Raw genomic sequence first — 15916 nt, 5'->3', positions numbered from 1 at the left:
TAAAAAGGAGGGTTACTTTTGGATAAGGACGCAATCGGGCGGAGAAGCAAAAAGGAGCAGCGGCATTACACCTGGCTGCAAATCAAGCAGAACAAGGAATGCTATCTGATGCTGCTTCCCTTTATGCTGTTCTTCCTGGTATTCACCATCATTCCGGTCATCATGTCCCTGCCCATGGGCATGACCGACTTTAACATGGTACAGTTCCCCAAGTGGGTGGGACTGTCCAACTTCTACAATCTGTTCATTTCGGATGCGATCTTCGTAAAATCCATCCGTGTCACCCTGGTGTTCGCACTGTTCACCGGCCCCATCAGCTATGTGCTGTGCTTTTTGCTGGCGTGGCTCATCAACGAGCTGCATCCCAGGCTGAAAACCATTTTCACCCTGATCTTCTATGCGCCCTCCATGGCAAATGTGTACACCGTGTGGCAGCTGATCTTCAGTGGTGATACCTACGGCATAGCCAATGCGGTGCTCATCAACCTGGGCATCAACACCTACGCTGTCCAGTGGCTCACCGACTCCCAGTACATTCTGGGGGTAGTCATCGTGGTACAACTGTGGATCAGTCTGGGTGCCGGATTCCTGGCGCTCCGTGCAGGCTTCCAGAATATCGACCGTTCCCAGTATGAAGCCGGCGCCATCGAGGGCATCAAGAACCGGTGGCAGGAACTGATCTACATTACCATCCCTTCCATGGGGCCCCAGCTGATGTTCGCTGCGGTCATGCAGATCGTCAGCTCCTTTACCGCCGACATCGTAGCCCGGAATCTGGTGGGCTTCCCCAGTACCGACTACGCCGCCCACACCATTATGACCCATGCCTATGACTACGGCTGGGTGCGTTACGAAATGGGCTATGCATCTGCAATCTGTATGGTGCTGTTTATCTTCATGTTCCTTGCCAACAAGCTGATCAGCAAGCTGTTGAGCAAGTACATGGATTAAGGAGGGAAACCGATGACCGATACATCAAAGCTCAAAGCGTCCAACAAGCGGGCAGGACGCAGGATCGGCGGCAGCATTGCCATTTTCCTCTTTCTGACGGTGCTGGGTCTCTTTATGGTATTTCCCATTTACCTGGCGATCATCACATCCATCAAGCCGGTGGAGGAGCTGTTTATCTTCCCGCCCAAGTTTTACCCCATGAACCCCACCCTGGACAACTTCCGGGATATGTTCCGGGTTCTGGGACAGATGTGGGTGCCCTTCTCCCGGTATGTGTGGAACAGCGTGTTCGTCACGGTGGTTGTCACCGTGGCACAGTGCATCGTTGCCTCCATGGCAGCCTTCGTGCTGGCAAAGTGCAAATTCCCCGGCAATGGGATCATCAACAAGATCATTGTCATCTCCCTGCTCTACAATAGTAATGTTATCTACATCATGCAGTACATGGTCATGTCCGAGCTGAACCTCATCAACACCACCAGGGCACTGATCCTGCCCTCCATTGCGTCGGCAATGGGTCTGTTCCTGATGCGGCAGTCCATGAGTCAGGTGCCGGACGCTATGATCGAGGCGGCAAAGGTGGACGGTGCCAATATGTTCACCACCTGCTGGCGGATCGTCATTCCCAACCAGAAGCCGGCACTGATGACCATGAGCATTTTTGCCTTCCAGGGTGCCTGGAACATCCAGGGCGGCAGTCTTGTGTATGACGAAGCGAAGAAAACACTGCCCACCGTGGTGCAGCAGGCGGCATCCGCCGGTCTTGCCCGTGCAGGCGTGGCAATGGCGGCAGCGGTATTCATGCTGATCCCGCCGGTGGTGTTCTTCATGCTGGCGCAGAAGAATGTCATTGAAACAATGGCACATTCCGGTATCAAGGACTAAGCGGGGAGGATGAGTATAGTGAACAAACGACTGCGTAAATTCTGCACAGCGGCGCTGGCAGGCGTTCTGCTGGCTGGGGCTCTGCCTCTCGGAGCCTCCGCAGACGAACCCTACGACGTATACAACTACGACCGCTGGGGCGAGGCGATCCCCTCCCAGGCGGGCTATATTGCGGATCGTTCCGTTTCCGGTGAGGATCTTGGGATCTCTCATTTTACAAATCCCTCGGACATTTTCCGGGACTATCAGAACCAGTTCTATGTCTGCGACAAGGGCAACAACCGGATCGTGGTGGTCAATACGGAATGGAGCAAGGTGCTGAACGTGCTGGAGGATTTCACCATGCCGGACGGCAGCAAGACCACTCTGAAAAATCCAACCGGCGTGTATGTTTCCCCGGAAAATCAGCTAGTGTACATTGCGGATACGGACAATTCCCGGATCCTCATCAGTGATACCAGGGGCAATGTGAAAATGGAGATCACCAAGCCGGAATCCGAGGTCTATGACCAGGATCTGACCTTTTTGCCCCAGAAGGTGCTGGTGGACAAGGCATGCAACGTGTATGTGGTGCTGAACAATACCACAAGCGGTGCCTGCGTGTTCAACCCCAAGGGGGAGTTTACCGGCTTTTACGGCGCAAACCGTGTGGAGCAGACCGCAGAGGTTGCCGCTCGGTATTTCTGGAGCGCCATTGCAACCGATGAAATGCGGGATAAGATGAAGGCATCCGTGCCTTCCGGCTTCTCCAATTTCGACCTGGACGCCGAGGGCTTTATCTTCACCTCCACCGAATCCTCCACCCAGGATACGGACCGGGTCAAGAAGGTCAATCCGGCAGGGTACAACCTGTTTGCGGATTATGATGTAATCTGGGGCGATGGCAGCAGCCTCTGGTACAGCGGCACCACCTATGCCACCCGGATCGTGGACATTGACATTTCCGACGACGGCATGATCAACTGCCTGGATCTGACCACCGGCAGAGTGTTCCAGTATGATGAGGAATGCAACCTGCTGTTTATTCTGGGCACCACCGGCGACCAGGTGGGCGGCTTTAAACAGGTCAGCGCCCTGGAGACTCTGGACACCAACATTTATGTGCTGGATGCCGGAAAGAACACGGTGACGATTTTCAAGGAAACCGTGTTCGGCAGCATCGTCCATGAAGCGACGAATCTGTACAATGCGGGGTACTACGAAGAGGCGCTTGGCCCCTGGCAGGAGGTGCTCAAGCGGGACGGCAACTATCGCCGGGCGTATATCGGCATCGCCAGCGCAATGCTGAAAAAGGGCGACTATGCGGAATCTATGAAATACGCCAAGCTGGCAGATTCCCCCTACCGGTACAACGAGGCCTTTGAGGGCTACCGTTCCGAATTTCTGAAGGAGTACTTCAATATTCTCATTATCGGTGCGCTGGTACTCATCGGGGGCGGCTACGGCTTCCACAAATGGCGCAAAAAGAAGCACACGCAAAACACAGCCGGAAAGGAGGGTGATGCACAATGATGGATCTGACGCAGAAGCAGTGGGTCTCCCATGTGGTGTTCCACCCCTTCGAGGGCTATGAGGATCTGCGATGGAAAAAGGGCGGCTCTCTGAAGATCGCCTTCCTGATCGTGTTCCTGTCGTTCCTGTCCATGCTGGCAAGCGCCCGGCTATATGGATTCCAGTTTGTGGTTTCCTACGACAAGACCTTCAACATCATCCCCTACCTGGTGCAGAGCATAGGCTTCTTCGCCGTGTGGGTCGTGGGCAACTGGGCGATCAGTACCTGGCTGGACGGAGAAGGCTCCATGAAAAACATCTGCATCTACAGCGCCTATGCCCTGATTCCTTATGTAGCACAGCAGTTCATCTGCGTGATCCTGTCCCACCTGCTCATCCGGGACGAGTCCGTATTCATCACTGCCGTGTACATCATTGGCATGCTCTGGTCCGGGGTGCTGCTGTTCATGGCGGTCAAAACCGTGCATCAGTACAGCTTTCTGAAAACAGTGGGTGCAATCCTGCTGACGCTGGCTGCCATGCTGGCGATTCTGTTCCTGCTTGTACTCCTGCTCTCTCTGTTCCAGCAGGTTTACGTATTCGTTTACTCCATCTACACGGAAATCGCATACCGTGTGAAGGTCTGAGAAAGGGAGCGTGATTGAATGCAGACGAAATGGAAACGGATGCTCGCTTGCTTCCTTGCCATGTCCATGATGGCTTCCGCCGGCTCGATCGTTGTCAATTCCGAAGGCGACAAGGACGCTGCCGGGGATAAACCTGCCGCATCCGACAAGGAGGATACCGGCGAAAGCACCGTAAGCGATGACTTTGTTGCCCGCACCGAGCAGCAGGTTCTGGACAGCATGATTGTTGCTGCCGAAAACGACAAGCTGATCTTCTATGTGTGGGATTATGAAAACGCCACAGAGGATGCTCCCGTTGAGGACATCTTTGCGCTGAAAAACAAGGAGACCGGCTATATCTGGTGGTCTTCCCCCTTCAATGCCGGCGGAGATCCCAATGCGACGCCCACCCTGCGCAAGGAGCTTGCTTCTGCGCTGACCATTGAGTACGGCGATCCCAAGAGCCGGAGTACCTCCTATGTGCGTTCCGGGGATTCCAGCCGCTGTGCCTTTTCCTACAGCAGCATCACCGATGGGGTAAAGGTCACCTACAACTTCCGGAAGGCAGGGATCCAGATCCCGGTGGAATACACCCTCAAGGAGGATTACCTGAGCGTCCGGATCAATACGGAAAAGATCACCGAAAAGAATACCTCCGAAAAGCTGCTGACCTCCATCAAGCTGCTGACCGCCTTCGGGGCAGGGGACAGCGAGGCGGAAGGCTACTTTGTAGTGCCGGATGGCAGCGGCGCCCGGATCAACTTCAACAACGGCAAGACCAATGCCTCCGTGTACGCACAGCGTGTATACGGCAAGGACATTACCGCAGTGCCCACCACCAAGGGCGCTGTTACCGAACAGGTGTATCTGCCCATGTACGGCATCGTCCGGGATGACAACGCCCTGATGGTGGTGGCGGACAAGGGTGACAGCAACGCCCAGATCAATGCGGCGGTGTCCGGTCAGTCCAAGAGCAGCTACAACCTGTGCAACTTCCAGTTTATCCTTCGCTCTACGGATACGTTCTATATGGGCGGCGATACCACGCCTCTGACTGTGTTTGAAAGCGGCAGCATCAAGACCAAGGAAATCGCCGTTCGGTATTACCCGGTGGCGGACACAGCCGGTACCACGGATTATGTGGACGTGGCTGCGGCATACCGGAACTATCTGACCACGGATGGCGGCGTCACCCCCAAGGTGCAGCCCAATGCCTCCGATCTGTATGTGGACATCTACGGGGGCGTGGAGAAATCCACCAACATTCTGGGCATTCCGGTGACGCTGAAAACCGCCATGACGGATTTCGACCAGACCCGGGAGATCATCAGCAGTCTGAAGGATCGGGGCGTGGACGATATGGTGGTTGCCCTGAACAACTGGACCAATGCAGGCATCGCCGGCAAGGTGGACTATAAGGCAAAGGCTGCCGGCGTACTGGGGGGCAAGAGCGATTTCCAGGATCTGACCAAGTATCTGTCCGACAACGGCATTGCCTACTATCCCACCGTCAACAACAAGAAATTCTACTCCGGTCAGGGCTTCTTCGCCTTTACCGATACCGCCATCCGGGTGTCCGGTTCCTATTCCAGAATCGTCAGCTACGAGCGGGCATTCGGCACCCCGGACAGCTTCAAGGACACCATCTCCCTGTTGTCCCCCTCCAATTTCAGCGAGATCTACAGCGATCTGACCGACAACTACTCCAAGGCAGGCATCACCGGCGTGAGCATCGGGGAAATGACCTCCCTGCTGTATGGAGATTACGGCAAGAAAGCCATCTCCCGGGACGACATGAAGAACATCATGACCGACAGCCTGTCCGGCATGCAGAAGGGGGTTGGCTCCGTGCTGGCGGATACGGCAAACGCCTATGCGCTGCCCTATGTGGATCATGTGACCAACGTGCCCCTGTCCTCCAGCGGCTTTGACGTGATCGATGAGGATCTGCCCCTGTATCAGCTTGTGATGCACGGTGTGCTGCCCTACGCCACCACGGCAATCAACGGCTCTGCGGATTCCGAGCGGCTGCTGCTCCAGGCAATTGCCACCGGCAGCAACCTGCACTTTGACCTGCTGCACGAGGAGACCAGCGAGCTGAAGGATACGGACTTTGACATTTACTACTACGCCCATTACGCAAACTGGCTGGATACGGCTGCACAGGAATACAAGCTGGCAAGCACTGTGACCGGGGCAGTCAGCGACCAGACCATCGTGGATTATATCCAGCAGGATGATGTGATCACCACCACCTACGCAAACGGCACGGTGACCACCGTGAACCTGAAAACCGGACAGATCACCTGCAACGGCACCAGCTATGCACTGTCCGACTATGTGGAGGAAGGGGGGCTCCTGTCCTGATGAAGATCCCATACGAACGCCGCAAGAGCCTGTACGGCTACGGCTTTATTGCCATCTGGATCGTGGGTACTATCAAGTGGTTCCTCATTCCGCTGATCACCTCTCTGATCTATTCGTTCCAGAACGTTACCCCGGAAACCGGCGGCCCGGTTTCCACCTGGGCGGGCATCAGCAACTACAAATACGCCTTTATGAGCGACCCCAACTACCGGGAGCTGCTGGTGCAGGTGCTGAAGGAAACCTTCCAGACTGCGCCCCTCATCATCGTATTCTCCCTGTTCATCGCCGTGATCCTCAACCAGAAGTTCCGGGGAAGAACCTTTGCAAGAGCCGTGTTCTTCCTGCCGGTCATCATTGCCACCGGCCCGGTGTACAATATCATCAACGGCGACCTGAAAACCAACGGCAACAGCGATGCATCCCAGTTTTCCACCATGTTCAAGACGGATCTTGTAAAGGAACTGCTGACCTTCCTTGGCATCTACGGCATCAGCGAGGATCTGACCACCCAGATCGAGACCCTGACCACCAATGTGTTCAGCCTTGTATGGAGCTCCGGCATCCAGATTCTGATCTTCCTGGCAGCCTTGCAGAACATCCCGCCCTCCGCAAGAGAGGCGGCACAGATCGAGGGGGCAACCTCCTGGGAATACTTCTGGAAGATCATCCTGCCCTACGTCAGCCCTATGATCCTTGCCAATCTGATCTTCACCATCATCGACTCCTTTACCTCTCCCACCAATGCGGTTATGACCCGTGTGCTGGAGGTACAGAATGACTGGCAGTACGGCCTTGCGGCAGCCATGGCGTGGACGTATTTCGCCATCGTTCTGGCGGCGATCGGATTGGTCACCATGATAATCAACCACTTTATTTACTACGAAGTGGAATAGAAAGGCGGTGTGAACACAGATGGAACAAACTGCAGCAATCAAAACCGAACACCAGATCGGCAACGGCATGTCCCGGAAGGAAGCACAGAAGATCCGGGAACAGAGCATGAGCAAGGAGGAGCTGGCTTACCTGCGCCGCAAGCGTCTTGCAGAAAAGGTGTGGCCCTTTCTCCGGTTTCTGATCCTTTTCGGTCTTTGCTTTGTCATTCTTTATCCGCTGATCTTCATGATCAGCTCCGCGTTCCGGGATCCCGCCGACATGAGCGACCCCACTGTAATGTGGATTCCCCGGCACCTATCCCTTCAGCCCATCAAGGATGTACTGAAGGTTATGAACTTTGGCCCCACTCTGCTCAACACCCTGCTGCTGAATATCGGCTGCTCCCTGGTGCAGGTGGTGACCTGTTCCCTTACCGGATACGGCTTTGCCCGGTTTAAATTCAAGGGCAAGAATCTTCTGTTCGGCATCGTCATCATGATGATCCTGGTGCCCTCCCAGATTATTCTGATTCCCCAGTATATGCAGTTCCGGTACTTTGACATTTTCGGTCTCATCAAGCTCATCACCGGGGATACCCTGACGCTGACGGATACCCCCTGGACCATGTATCTGCCCGCTCTGACTGCCAACGGCATCCGTGCCGGTCTGATGATTCTGATCTTCCGGCAGTTCTTCCGGGGTCTGCCCAAGGAGCTGGAGGATGCGGCATACCTGGACGGCTGCGGCCCTCTCCGGACCTTTGCCCAGATCATGGTGCCCAACGCCCGTTCCTCCTTCCTGACCGTGTTCCTGTTCTCCGTGGTATGGTACTGGAACGACTACTATGTGAGCAGCTCCTTCTTTACCAACAACGAGACCATTGCCATGATGGTCAAGAATCTGAACACCCAGCTGAATCTGTTCCTGTTCAATGACGCCACCGTCCAGGTCAGCGTCCGGGAAAAGATCGTCTGGCTGGAGGCTGGCTGTCTGCTGTCCATTACCCCCATTCTGATTATGTACGTTTTCTTGCAGAAGTACTTCACAGAGGGTATTGAACGCTCCGGTCTGGTTGCATAGACTGCTGCGTTTCATAGTCAAGGCTGCGGAGCGTCGCAAGTGTGATACCCGTTGATTTTGCGACCTCCACAAGCCGGCTATTGTTCATATAGATTACCCTTTCTACTTTTAGCCAAATAATTGACTTTTCAGCGGTAGTTTGGTATAATAGGGTAAGCAAGGGGCGGTTTGACTGCCCGGCAAGTCGGTATATATAGGAGATAGCCATGAAAAGTAAAATCATCTATTGTCTGAATTTTCTTTGGACGGGTTTTATTGCGTTTTCATTTCCAATATGTTTTGGCTGGATCTTTCTTGATATAACCGGAAATTCAAAAGGCTATAGCTATGATCTGGGCCCGGAGAAAGATGTTTCTATTATGATTGGCTGTATTGAACTGCTGATTTGGTTTGCTTTAGCATTGCCCTCAAATATCTATGTATTCCGGAAAACATTGGGAAAAGGCAAGGCATACCTGCTTATCCCCATAGTATTGTATATAGCACTTGCTGTAATCTGTGTAATGATTACACATGGTGGGTGGGCATCATACGAAAAAGAAGTATTTAATGTATAAATTATGATTTGTATATCTATTTCCGAACAGCAAGGGCAACCTTGCTGTTTTTGTTTACCCCTCTCCGTTTTCCACTGATCATACATCTTCTCATTGTACGGATTTCCGTACAGCCCGTTTTCTCATGCTACAGAAAAGCCGCCCTGCATGAACCATGCAGGGCGGCTTCTTTTGTGTTTAAGCCATCAGTTCACAGATCTGGTTGGAGAATGCAACCGGATCCTCAATGGACATACCTTCGATCAGCAGTGCCTGGTCATACAGCAGCTTTGCGTAGGCTTTGAGCTTGTCCGGATTCTCCTTTTGCAGCTGTACCAGCTTTGCAAAAATGGGGTGCTCCGGGTTGATCTCCAGCACCCTGTCCGCCTGTACCTTCTGGTCGGTGGGCATTGCGTTCAGCACCTTTTCCATCTCCAGGGACAGCGCCCCTTCGCTGGTGAGGCATACCGGGTGGGATTTCAGCCGCTGGGACAGGCGCACGCTCTTGACCTTCCCCTCCAGTGCCTTCTGCATATCGTTGAACAGGTCTGCATGCTCCTTGGACTTTTCCTCGATCTCCTTCTTTTCTTCCTCTGTTTCCAGATCCAGATCCCCGGCGGATACGGACTTGAATTCCTTGCCCTCGTAGTTCATCAGCATCTTGATGGCGAACTCGTCCACGTTCTCCGTCAGATACAGGATCTCAAAGCCCTTGTCCTTTACAAGCTCCGTCTGGGGCAGGTGATCGATCCGGGCAATATTCTCGCCGGTTGCGTAGTAGATGCAGGTCTGATCCTCCTTCATCCGGCTCACATATTCAGCCAGTGTAACGGGCTTCTTCTCGGAGGAGGAGTAGAACAGCAGCAGATCCTTCAAAGCGTCCTTGTTCATGCCGTAGCCGTTGTATACGCCGAATTTCAGCTGCAAGCCGAATGCCTCAAAGAATTTCTCATAAGCTGCCCGGTCGTTTTTCAGCAGCTTGGTCAGCTCGTTCCGGATGGACTTTTCCAGCGCCTTTGCAATGATCTTCAACTGTCGGTCATGCTGCAGCAGCTCTCTGGAAATGTTCAGGGACAGATCCTCCGAGTCCACCAGACCCTTGACAAAGCTAAAGTAATCCGGCAGCAGGTCGGCGCACTTCTCCATGATCATAACCCCGCTGCTGTACAGCTGCAAGCCCTTTTCGTACTCCTTGGTGTAGTAGTCATAGGGCGCCTTGGAGGGGATGTACAGCAGTGCGTTGAAGGTGGCAGTGCCCTCGGACTTGGTGTGGATGTGGAGCAGGGGTTCGTTGTAATCGAAGAACTTCTCCTTGTAGAAGGCGTTGTAGTCCGCATCTGTCAGCTCGCTCTTGTTCTTGCGCCACAAAGGCACCATGCTGTTGAGGGTCTCGTTTTCCACGTATTCCTCATACTCCGGCGCAGCGTCCTTGTCGGCGTTTTCGGTTTCCTTCCGGCGGCTCTTGGTCATATCCATCCGGATGGGGTAGCGGATATAGTCGGAATACTTCTTGACCAGTCCCTGGATCCGGTACTGCTCCAGAAATTCGCTGTAGGTCTCATCCTCTGCGTCATCCTTGATTTCCAGAATGATCTCGGTGCCCACGGTTTCCTTGTCGCATGGCTCAATGGTGTAGCCGTCCACGCCCTCGGACTGCCACTGGTAAGCCTCGTCGGAGCCGTATGCCTTACTGCGGACAGTGACCCGCTTTGCCACCATGAAGGCGGAGTAGAAGCCCACACCGAACTGACCGATGATGTCCACGTCATCCTCCAGCTTGTTTTCGTTCTTGAACTTGAGGGAGCCGCTGTTGGCGATGGTGCCCAGGTTCTTTTCCAGTTCCTCCTGGGTCATGCCAATGCCGTTATCGGTGATGGTCAGGGTTCTTGCGTCCTTGTCGATCTTCAGATCAATGGCAAAGTCCTCCCGGTTCATGCCCACCTTTTCGTCCGTGAGGGAGCGGAAGTACAGCTTGTCCATTGCGTCACTGGCGTTGGAGATCAGCTCCCGGAGAAAGATCTCCTTGTGGGTATAGATCGAGTGGATCATCATATCAAGCAGCCGCTTGGATTCTGCTTTAAACTGTTTGGTTTTCATAGATTGCATCTCCTGTATCCTGAGAATTAGCACTCTATCACTACGAGTGCTAATCTAAGTATAGCATGCAGGGAGAAAAAATCAATGCCTGTCATCGAATGTTCACAATTTATTTACAATTGCGTATGCCATGACATTTTTCGACGAAATTCGCAAAAAACTATTGACATATATTGACAACTATGGTATACTACAAAAAGAACATATGTTCGATTCTGGGCAACGCCACTGGATGGTGCCCATAGGAAAGGAGCAAAATCTGACATGGATTATAGGGACAAGATGCAGGACAAAGGAGGGCGGCAGCATGGCTAAACGGGTCACGGAGGCGCATCCGGATTACATCAAGCGTCTGCTGGAGCTGTCCGAGGAATCGGAGGCGGAAACCAACCAGGCGCAGATGCAGCGGCTCAAGCGGGCGCTGCGGGATGTGATAAAAAATGATCTGACCCCAAGACAAAAGGAGATGGTTGTGCTATACTATTATGAGGGCATGCGCATGCCCCAGATCGCCCAACAGCTGAACCGGGACGTTTCCACCGTCTCCCGCACCATCAAGCGGGCACGGCGGAATCTGCGTGACCGGCTGAAATATCTGATCTAGGAGTAACCTATGCATACACCGATTTATGAGTTTTTGACCCGGTATGCGGCGCAGGATCCTTTGCGGATGCATATGCCGGGCCACAAGGGCAGGGGACTGGGCAGCGCTCTGGACGCTGCCTTCCCCCTGGACATTACGGAGATTCCCGGGGCGGACAGCCTGTTTGATGCCGCCGGGATCATAGCCGAAAGCGAGGCAAACGCTGCCGCATGGTATCACACTGCCGGTACGGTGTACAGCACTGCCGGCTCCACCCTGTGCATCCAGACCATGCTGGCGCTGATGCAGCAGGAGCATCGCCGGGTGCTGGCTGTCCGGAACGTGCACCGGGCATTCCTCACCGCCAGTGTGCTGCTGGGTCTGGAGGTGGAGTGGATCTACCCCACCTACACCGGCGGCATCCTGTCCGGCACCGTCACCCCGGCGCAGATCGCAGCCGCTCTGGATGCTTCCCCGACGCCTGCCTGCGTGTATGTGACCTCGCCGGATTATCTGGGGCATTGTGCGGACATTGCCGGCATCGCCGCTGTGTGCCACGCCCATCAGGCACCCCTGCTGGTGGACAACGCCCACGGTGCCCATCTGGGACTGTTCAGCCCCTCCCGGCATCCCATTGCCCTGGGGGCGGATCTGTGCTGCGACTCCGCCCATAAAATGCTGCCTGCTCTGACAGGCTGCGCCTATCTGCATACCAGTCAGCCCCGGTATGCAGCCCGGGCAAAGGCAGCCATGTCCCTGTTCGGCTCCACCAGCCCTTCTTATTTGCTGCTGGCGTCCCTGGATCTGTGCAACGCCTACCTGGCAGAGCATGGGGCAGCAGACCTTGCCCGGGTGACAGCCGCACTGACCATGCTCCGGCAGGAGCTTTCGGACTGTTGGCGGTTCTATCCGGGGGAGCCTTTGCATCTGACCATCTGCGCCGCCGAAAGCGGTATGGAGGGAACGGAGCTGGCACAAAGGCTGGAGGGAGAAGGGATCTTCTGTGAGTATGCAGACCGGGATTTTACAGTCTTGCTTTGCGGCTGTCCCACTACATTGCAGGAGCTTCAGCGCTTGCAGGATGCCCTCCGGCGGATCGCCGCCCTTCGGGGACAACCCCGGCAGCCGGAGCCCTTTTCCCTGCCGGTACCGGAGCAGGTATGCTCCATGCGGCGAGCGGCACTGGGGGACTATGAAACCGTTCCCGTGGAGGCGGCGGAGGACAGGATCTGCGCCGGGGTGCATGTGCCCTGTCCGCCGGCAATCCCCATTGCGGTCAGCGGCGAGCGGATCTCCGGGGCGTGCATAAATATTTTCCGCAGGTATGGCATTCCGACGGTGGATGTGGTAAAATAGAAACAGGATATATAGGGGCACGCATACGCTCTATGCGGTTTTGCCCAAGAAAGGGGGATGGATATGAAACTGTACGGCAATGCACATGGACTGGCTGCCATAGAAGCCATGTGTACCAGCGGCAGACTGCCCCACAGCTTTCTCATTTACGGAGAGCAGGGTACCGGGAAAAAGACCCTGGCATGGTACCTGGCGGCACGGCTGCTGTGCGAAGGGGCGCATAAGCCCTGCGGTAGCTGCAAGCCCTGCCACAATGTGGAGCACCGGCAGCATCCGGACGTGCAGGAGGTTCCCCACAGCGGCAAGACCGGAGGGTTTTCCGTGGAGAGCATCCGCCGGGTGTGCGCCGATGCCTACAAGACCCCCAACAATGGCATGCGGAAGCTGTACCTGTTTACGGATGCGGATCACATGACCGTCCAGGCACAGAATGCGCTGCTGAAGCTGGTGGAGGAGCCGCCGGATTTCACCTACTTTGTGTTTACCGCCCAGTCCAGGCAGGCGTTTCTGGAAACCATCCTGTCCCGGGTCAGTGCCATCGGCACCAGTGCCTGTACAGAGCCCCAGTGCACCCAGGCGCTCCTGGATGCAGGATACAGCGGAGAGGATGCGGCACGGGCAGTTGCGGTGTTTCACGGGAATATCGGCAGATGCCTGGAATATCTGTCGGATCCGGCAGTGCAGGAGACGGTCGCATTGACAAAAAAGCTGGCAGATAGTATAATGAACAGGGATGAATACGCCCTGCTGGCAGCATTGACCGCATGCAGCACGGACAAGACCCGGCTGTTGACGGCACTGGAGCTGCTGGATCGGCAGCTACGGGACGCTCTGTGCCTGCGCACGGGAGCAAATGCCTGCATCGGCTGCTACCCGGAGGGGGCGGCACAGTTCGCCCAGCGGATCACCCTGGCGCAGGGGGCACGTCTGCATGACGCATTGCTGCGCTCGGTACAGGATTTAGAAGGAAATGTCAGCCCGGCTTTGGCGGTCACCGCACTTTGCGCCGGGATCATGACGGAGAATGCATGATATAATGAGGATGAACACATGGCAGAGATCATAGGAGTACGCTTCAAGACCGTGGGCAAGGTCTATTACTTTGCGGCCAACGGCATTCAGGCACAGGTGGGGGATGCAGCCATCGTGGAAACCGCCCGGGGCGTGGAATGCGGCGAGGTTGCCCTTTCCAACAAGGAAATCCCGGAGGAGCAGATCACGGCTCCCCTCAAGGAGGTCATCCGGCTTGCCACGGCGGAGGATCTGGCAGTGGTGGCAAAGAACAAGAAAAAGGAAGAGGACGCCTTCCGGATCTGCGAGGAAAAGATCCGGTTCCGGAAGCTGGATATGAAGCTGGTGGAGGTGGAATGCACCTTCGACAACAGTAAGCTGCTGTTTTACTTTACGGCGGAAAACCGGGTGGATTTCCGGGAACTGGTGAAGGATCTGGCAAGCGTGTTCCGTACCCGCATAGAATTGCGGCAGATCGGCGTCCGGGACGAGGCAAAGCTCCTGGGGGGACTGGGCATTTGCGGCAGGGAATTCTGCTGCAAGGGCTATCTGGGAGATTTCCAGCCGGTTTCCATCAAGATGGCGAAGGAACAGGGTCTGTCCCTGAATCCCACCAAGATCTCCGGCACCTGCGGCAGGCTGATGTGCTGTCTGAAGCATGAGCAGTATGCCTATGAGCAACTGCTGAAGGTGACCCCCAAGGCAGGGACTATGGTACAGCTTCCGGATGGCACCCAGGGAGTGGTGGAGGAGGTATTCCTCCTGACCGGCAAGCTCCGTGTCCGGCCGGAGGGCGCAGAGGTAGGTACCCTGGTCAGCAAGGACGAGGTGCAGGTGCTGCATGCCACCGAGGGCAGCCGGGAGCAGCGACCGCCCCGGAAGAAACCCCAGCCTGCCCAGAACAGTGCGCCCAAGGAGCAAAAGCCCCAGAAGGAGGCAAAGCCACGCCGGGACAGCCGTCCCCCCAGACAGCGCAGCGACCGTCCGCATCCCCCAAGGCAGGGACGGCAGGACAAGCAGAACAAGCCTCCCAAGGCGGAATAGCCGATGGAACCCAAGATCAACTACCAGCTGAAGCTGGAGCAGATTTTACAGGGACTGGAGGGCACACCCCGGCTGTTGCTGCATAGCTGCTGTGCTCCATGCAGCAGCTATGTGCTGGAGTATCTGTCCCGGTATTTTCAGATCATGCTGTTTTATTACAATCCCAACATCGATCCCCCGGCGGAATATGCCCGGCGGCTGGCGGAGCAGGAACGGCTCATTGCTGCCCTGCCTGCGGAGCATCCGGTGACGCTGATTCCCGGGGAGTACGACCCGGCGGTGTATGCGGAAGCAGTCCGTGGGGTGGAGGATACCCCGGAGGGGGGCGAGCGGTGCAGACGGTGCATCGCCCAGCGAATGGAGGAGGCAGCAAAGCTGTGCCGGGCGGAGGGCTGTGACTGGTTCACCACCACGCTGACCATCAGTCCCCACAAGAACGCCCCCTACATCAACGCCTGCGGTGCCGCATTGGCGCAGAAATACGGCGTGCAGTTTCTGCCCTCGGATTTCAAAAAGCGTGGAGGCTATCAGCGCTCCATACAGTTGTCCGGCATCTATCAGCTGTACCGGCAGGACTTCTGCGGCTGCATCTACAGCCGCCGGGAGGCGGAACAGCGGCGGATCCAAAAAGCACAGACAGAAACAGCCTGAGAAGGATTCCTTCCCAGGCTGTTGCCTTTCCCATTGTCTTAAGATGTCCCGGTGCGGAATACCTCCACGCTGCCGAAATAGGCGGCAAGCACGGGCTCTGCTCCGTTATACAGCTTCAAGGGCTGCTTGGTGCCCAGATATATCAGGCATAGCCCTGTTTTCGGCTGCGAAAAGCTGCTGCGGTATGGATACCCATCATTCACGCCCGACTGAATCATCCACATACCGTCCGGGTATGGAGCCACCAGCCCCGGATTCCCATACCGGGTGTTTGTGCTGTGTGGATACCCATCGTTCACGTTCAGCTCTAACGTCCACGCCATGGCTCACACCTCCGTGACCGGGAACCCGATGCTGTTCAGATA

At 55.5% G+C, this 15916-nt stretch carries 15 protein-coding genes; 13 read left to right on the top strand and 2 right to left on the bottom strand.

The features are described 5' to 3' along the window. Positions 1–18 precede the first annotated feature (18 nt). The 8 genes from RUM_RS11135 to RUM_RS11100 all read left to right on the top strand — a co-directional run bounded on the left by RUM_RS11135 (position 19) and on the right by RUM_RS11100 (position 8830). Positions 19–951 (top strand): carbohydrate ABC transporter permease, encoded by a 933-nt coding sequence (locus RUM_RS11135; RefSeq protein ID WP_022357870.1) that lies wholly within the window; start codon positions 19–21, stop codon positions 949–951. A gap of 12 nt (positions 952–963) precedes the next feature. Continuing rightward, positions 964–1836: a carbohydrate ABC transporter permease gene (locus tag RUM_RS11130; RefSeq protein WP_015559193.1), complete on the top strand. Its 873-nt coding sequence runs from the start codon at positions 964–966 to the stop codon at positions 1834–1836. 18 nt (positions 1837–1854) lie between these two features. Next, on the top strand, positions 1855–3348 hold the full coding sequence (locus RUM_RS11125) for an NHL repeat-containing protein (RefSeq protein ID WP_049775549.1): 1494 nt from the start codon (positions 1855–1857) through the stop codon (positions 3346–3348). Beyond that, entirely contained in the window at positions 3345–3974 is a 630-nt protein-coding gene (locus RUM_RS11120) for a Yip1 family protein (protein ID WP_015559192.1), read from the top strand. Before RUM_RS11125 ends, RUM_RS11120 begins: the two co-directional genes overlap by 4 nt. Before the next feature lie 18 nt (positions 3975–3992). After that, the gene (locus RUM_RS11115; RefSeq protein WP_015559191.1) at positions 3993–6320 is read left to right on the top strand and encodes a DUF5696 domain-containing protein; all 2328 of its coding nucleotides are present in this window, start codon (positions 3993–3995) and stop codon (positions 6318–6320) included. Next, positions 6320–7213, top strand: coding sequence for a carbohydrate ABC transporter permease (locus RUM_RS11110; protein ID WP_015559190.1), 894 nt, complete (start codon positions 6320–6322; stop codon positions 7211–7213). Before RUM_RS11115 ends, RUM_RS11110 begins: the two co-directional genes overlap by 1 nt. Before the next feature lie 19 nt (positions 7214–7232). Beyond that, entirely contained in the window at positions 7233–8273 is a 1041-nt protein-coding gene (locus RUM_RS11105) for a carbohydrate ABC transporter permease (protein ID WP_015559189.1), read from the top strand. Between the two features lie 206 nt (positions 8274–8479). Then, the gene (locus tag RUM_RS11100) at positions 8480–8830 is read left to right on the top strand and encodes a hypothetical protein (RefSeq protein ID WP_015559188.1); all 351 of its coding nucleotides are present in this window, start codon (positions 8480–8482) and stop codon (positions 8828–8830) included. A 177-nt stretch (positions 8831–9007) separates the two neighbouring features. On the opposite strand, the gene htpG is transcribed toward RUM_RS11100, so the two are convergent. After that, positions 9008–10906 carry a molecular chaperone HtpG gene (gene htpG / locus RUM_RS11095; protein WP_015559187.1) on the bottom strand — a complete coding sequence of 633 codons (1899 nt, stop codon included), beginning with the start codon at positions 10904–10906 and terminating at the stop codon, positions 9008–9010. 130 nt (positions 10907–11036) lie between these two features. Between htpG and RUM_RS12480 the strand changes: the two genes are divergently transcribed. The 5 genes from RUM_RS12480 to RUM_RS11070 all read left to right on the top strand — a co-directional run bounded on the left by RUM_RS12480 (position 11037) and on the right by RUM_RS11070 (position 15551). Continuing rightward, a complete protein-coding gene (locus RUM_RS12480) occupies positions 11037–11510 on the top strand; it encodes a sigma-70 family RNA polymerase sigma factor (RefSeq protein ID WP_081460063.1) in 474 nt (157 codons plus the stop codon). A gap of 9 nt (positions 11511–11519) precedes the next feature. After that, the gene (locus RUM_RS11085; protein WP_015559185.1) at positions 11520–12845 is read left to right on the top strand and encodes an aminotransferase class I/II-fold pyridoxal phosphate-dependent enzyme; all 1326 of its coding nucleotides are present in this window, start codon (positions 11520–11522) and stop codon (positions 12843–12845) included. Positions 12846–12908: 63 nt separating this feature from the next. After that, on the top strand, positions 12909–13877 hold the full coding sequence (locus tag RUM_RS11080; RefSeq protein WP_015559184.1) for a DNA polymerase III subunit: 969 nt from the start codon (positions 12909–12911) through the stop codon (positions 13875–13877). 18 nt (positions 13878–13895) lie between these two features. Then, entirely contained in the window at positions 13896–14900 is a 1005-nt protein-coding gene (locus tag RUM_RS11075; RefSeq protein WP_015559183.1) for a PSP1 domain-containing protein, read from the top strand. Between the two features lie 3 nt (positions 14901–14903). After that, a complete protein-coding gene (locus RUM_RS11070) occupies positions 14904–15551 on the top strand; it encodes an epoxyqueuosine reductase QueH (RefSeq protein ID WP_015559182.1) in 648 nt (215 codons plus the stop codon). Positions 15552–15589: 38 nt separating this feature from the next. Here the strand turns inward: RUM_RS11070 and RUM_RS11065 are convergent, their stop codons facing one another. Further along, on the bottom strand, positions 15590–15874 hold the full coding sequence (locus RUM_RS11065) for a hypothetical protein (RefSeq protein WP_015559181.1): 285 nt from the start codon (positions 15872–15874) through the stop codon (positions 15590–15592). Positions 15875–15916: the final 42 nt, after the last annotated feature.

This window comes from Ruminococcus champanellensis 18P13 = JCM 17042, from assembly GCF_000210095.1.
GTDB classification, from domain to species: Bacteria; Bacillota; Clostridia; order Oscillospirales; family Ruminococcaceae; genus Ruminococcus_F; species Ruminococcus_F champanellensis.
This window is presented reverse-complemented; position numbering and strand designations above follow the sequence as displayed.

Bases quoted from the DNA above. Each gene is read 5' to 3' on its own strand.
- RUM_RS11130 (WP_015559193.1), top strand. From the start codon at position 964: ATGACCGATACATCAAAGCTCAAAGCGTCCAACAAGCGGGCAGGACGC.
- RUM_RS11120 (WP_015559192.1), top strand. From the start codon at position 3,345: ATGATGGATCTGACGCAGAAGCAGTGGGTCTCCCATGTGGTGTTCCAC.
- RUM_RS11065 (WP_015559181.1), bottom strand. From the start codon at position 15,874: ATGGCGTGGACGTTAGAGCTGAACGTGAACGATGGGTATCCACACAGC.
- RUM_RS11105 (WP_015559189.1), top strand. From the start codon at position 7,233: ATGGAACAAACTGCAGCAATCAAAACCGAACACCAGATCGGCAACGGC.
- RUM_RS11085 (WP_015559185.1), top strand. From the start codon at position 11,520: ATGCATACACCGATTTATGAGTTTTTGACCCGGTATGCGGCGCAGGAT.
- RUM_RS11110 (WP_015559190.1), top strand. From the start codon at position 6,320: ATGAAGATCCCATACGAACGCCGCAAGAGCCTGTACGGCTACGGCTTT.
- RUM_RS11080 (WP_015559184.1), top strand. From the start codon at position 12,909: ATGAAACTGTACGGCAATGCACATGGACTGGCTGCCATAGAAGCCATG.
- RUM_RS11115 (WP_015559191.1), top strand. From the start codon at position 3,993: ATGCAGACGAAATGGAAACGGATGCTCGCTTGCTTCCTTGCCATGTCC.
- htpG (WP_015559187.1), bottom strand. From the start codon at position 10,906: ATGAAAACCAAACAGTTTAAAGCAGAATCCAAGCGGCTGCTTGATATG.
- RUM_RS11070 (WP_015559182.1), top strand. From the start codon at position 14,904: ATGGAACCCAAGATCAACTACCAGCTGAAGCTGGAGCAGATTTTACAG.
- RUM_RS11100 (WP_015559188.1), top strand. From the start codon at position 8,480: ATGAAAAGTAAAATCATCTATTGTCTGAATTTTCTTTGGACGGGTTTT.
- RUM_RS12480 (WP_081460063.1), top strand. From the start codon at position 11,037: ATGACATTTTTCGACGAAATTCGCAAAAAACTATTGACATATATTGAC.
- RUM_RS11075 (WP_015559183.1), top strand. From the start codon at position 13,896: ATGGCAGAGATCATAGGAGTACGCTTCAAGACCGTGGGCAAGGTCTAT.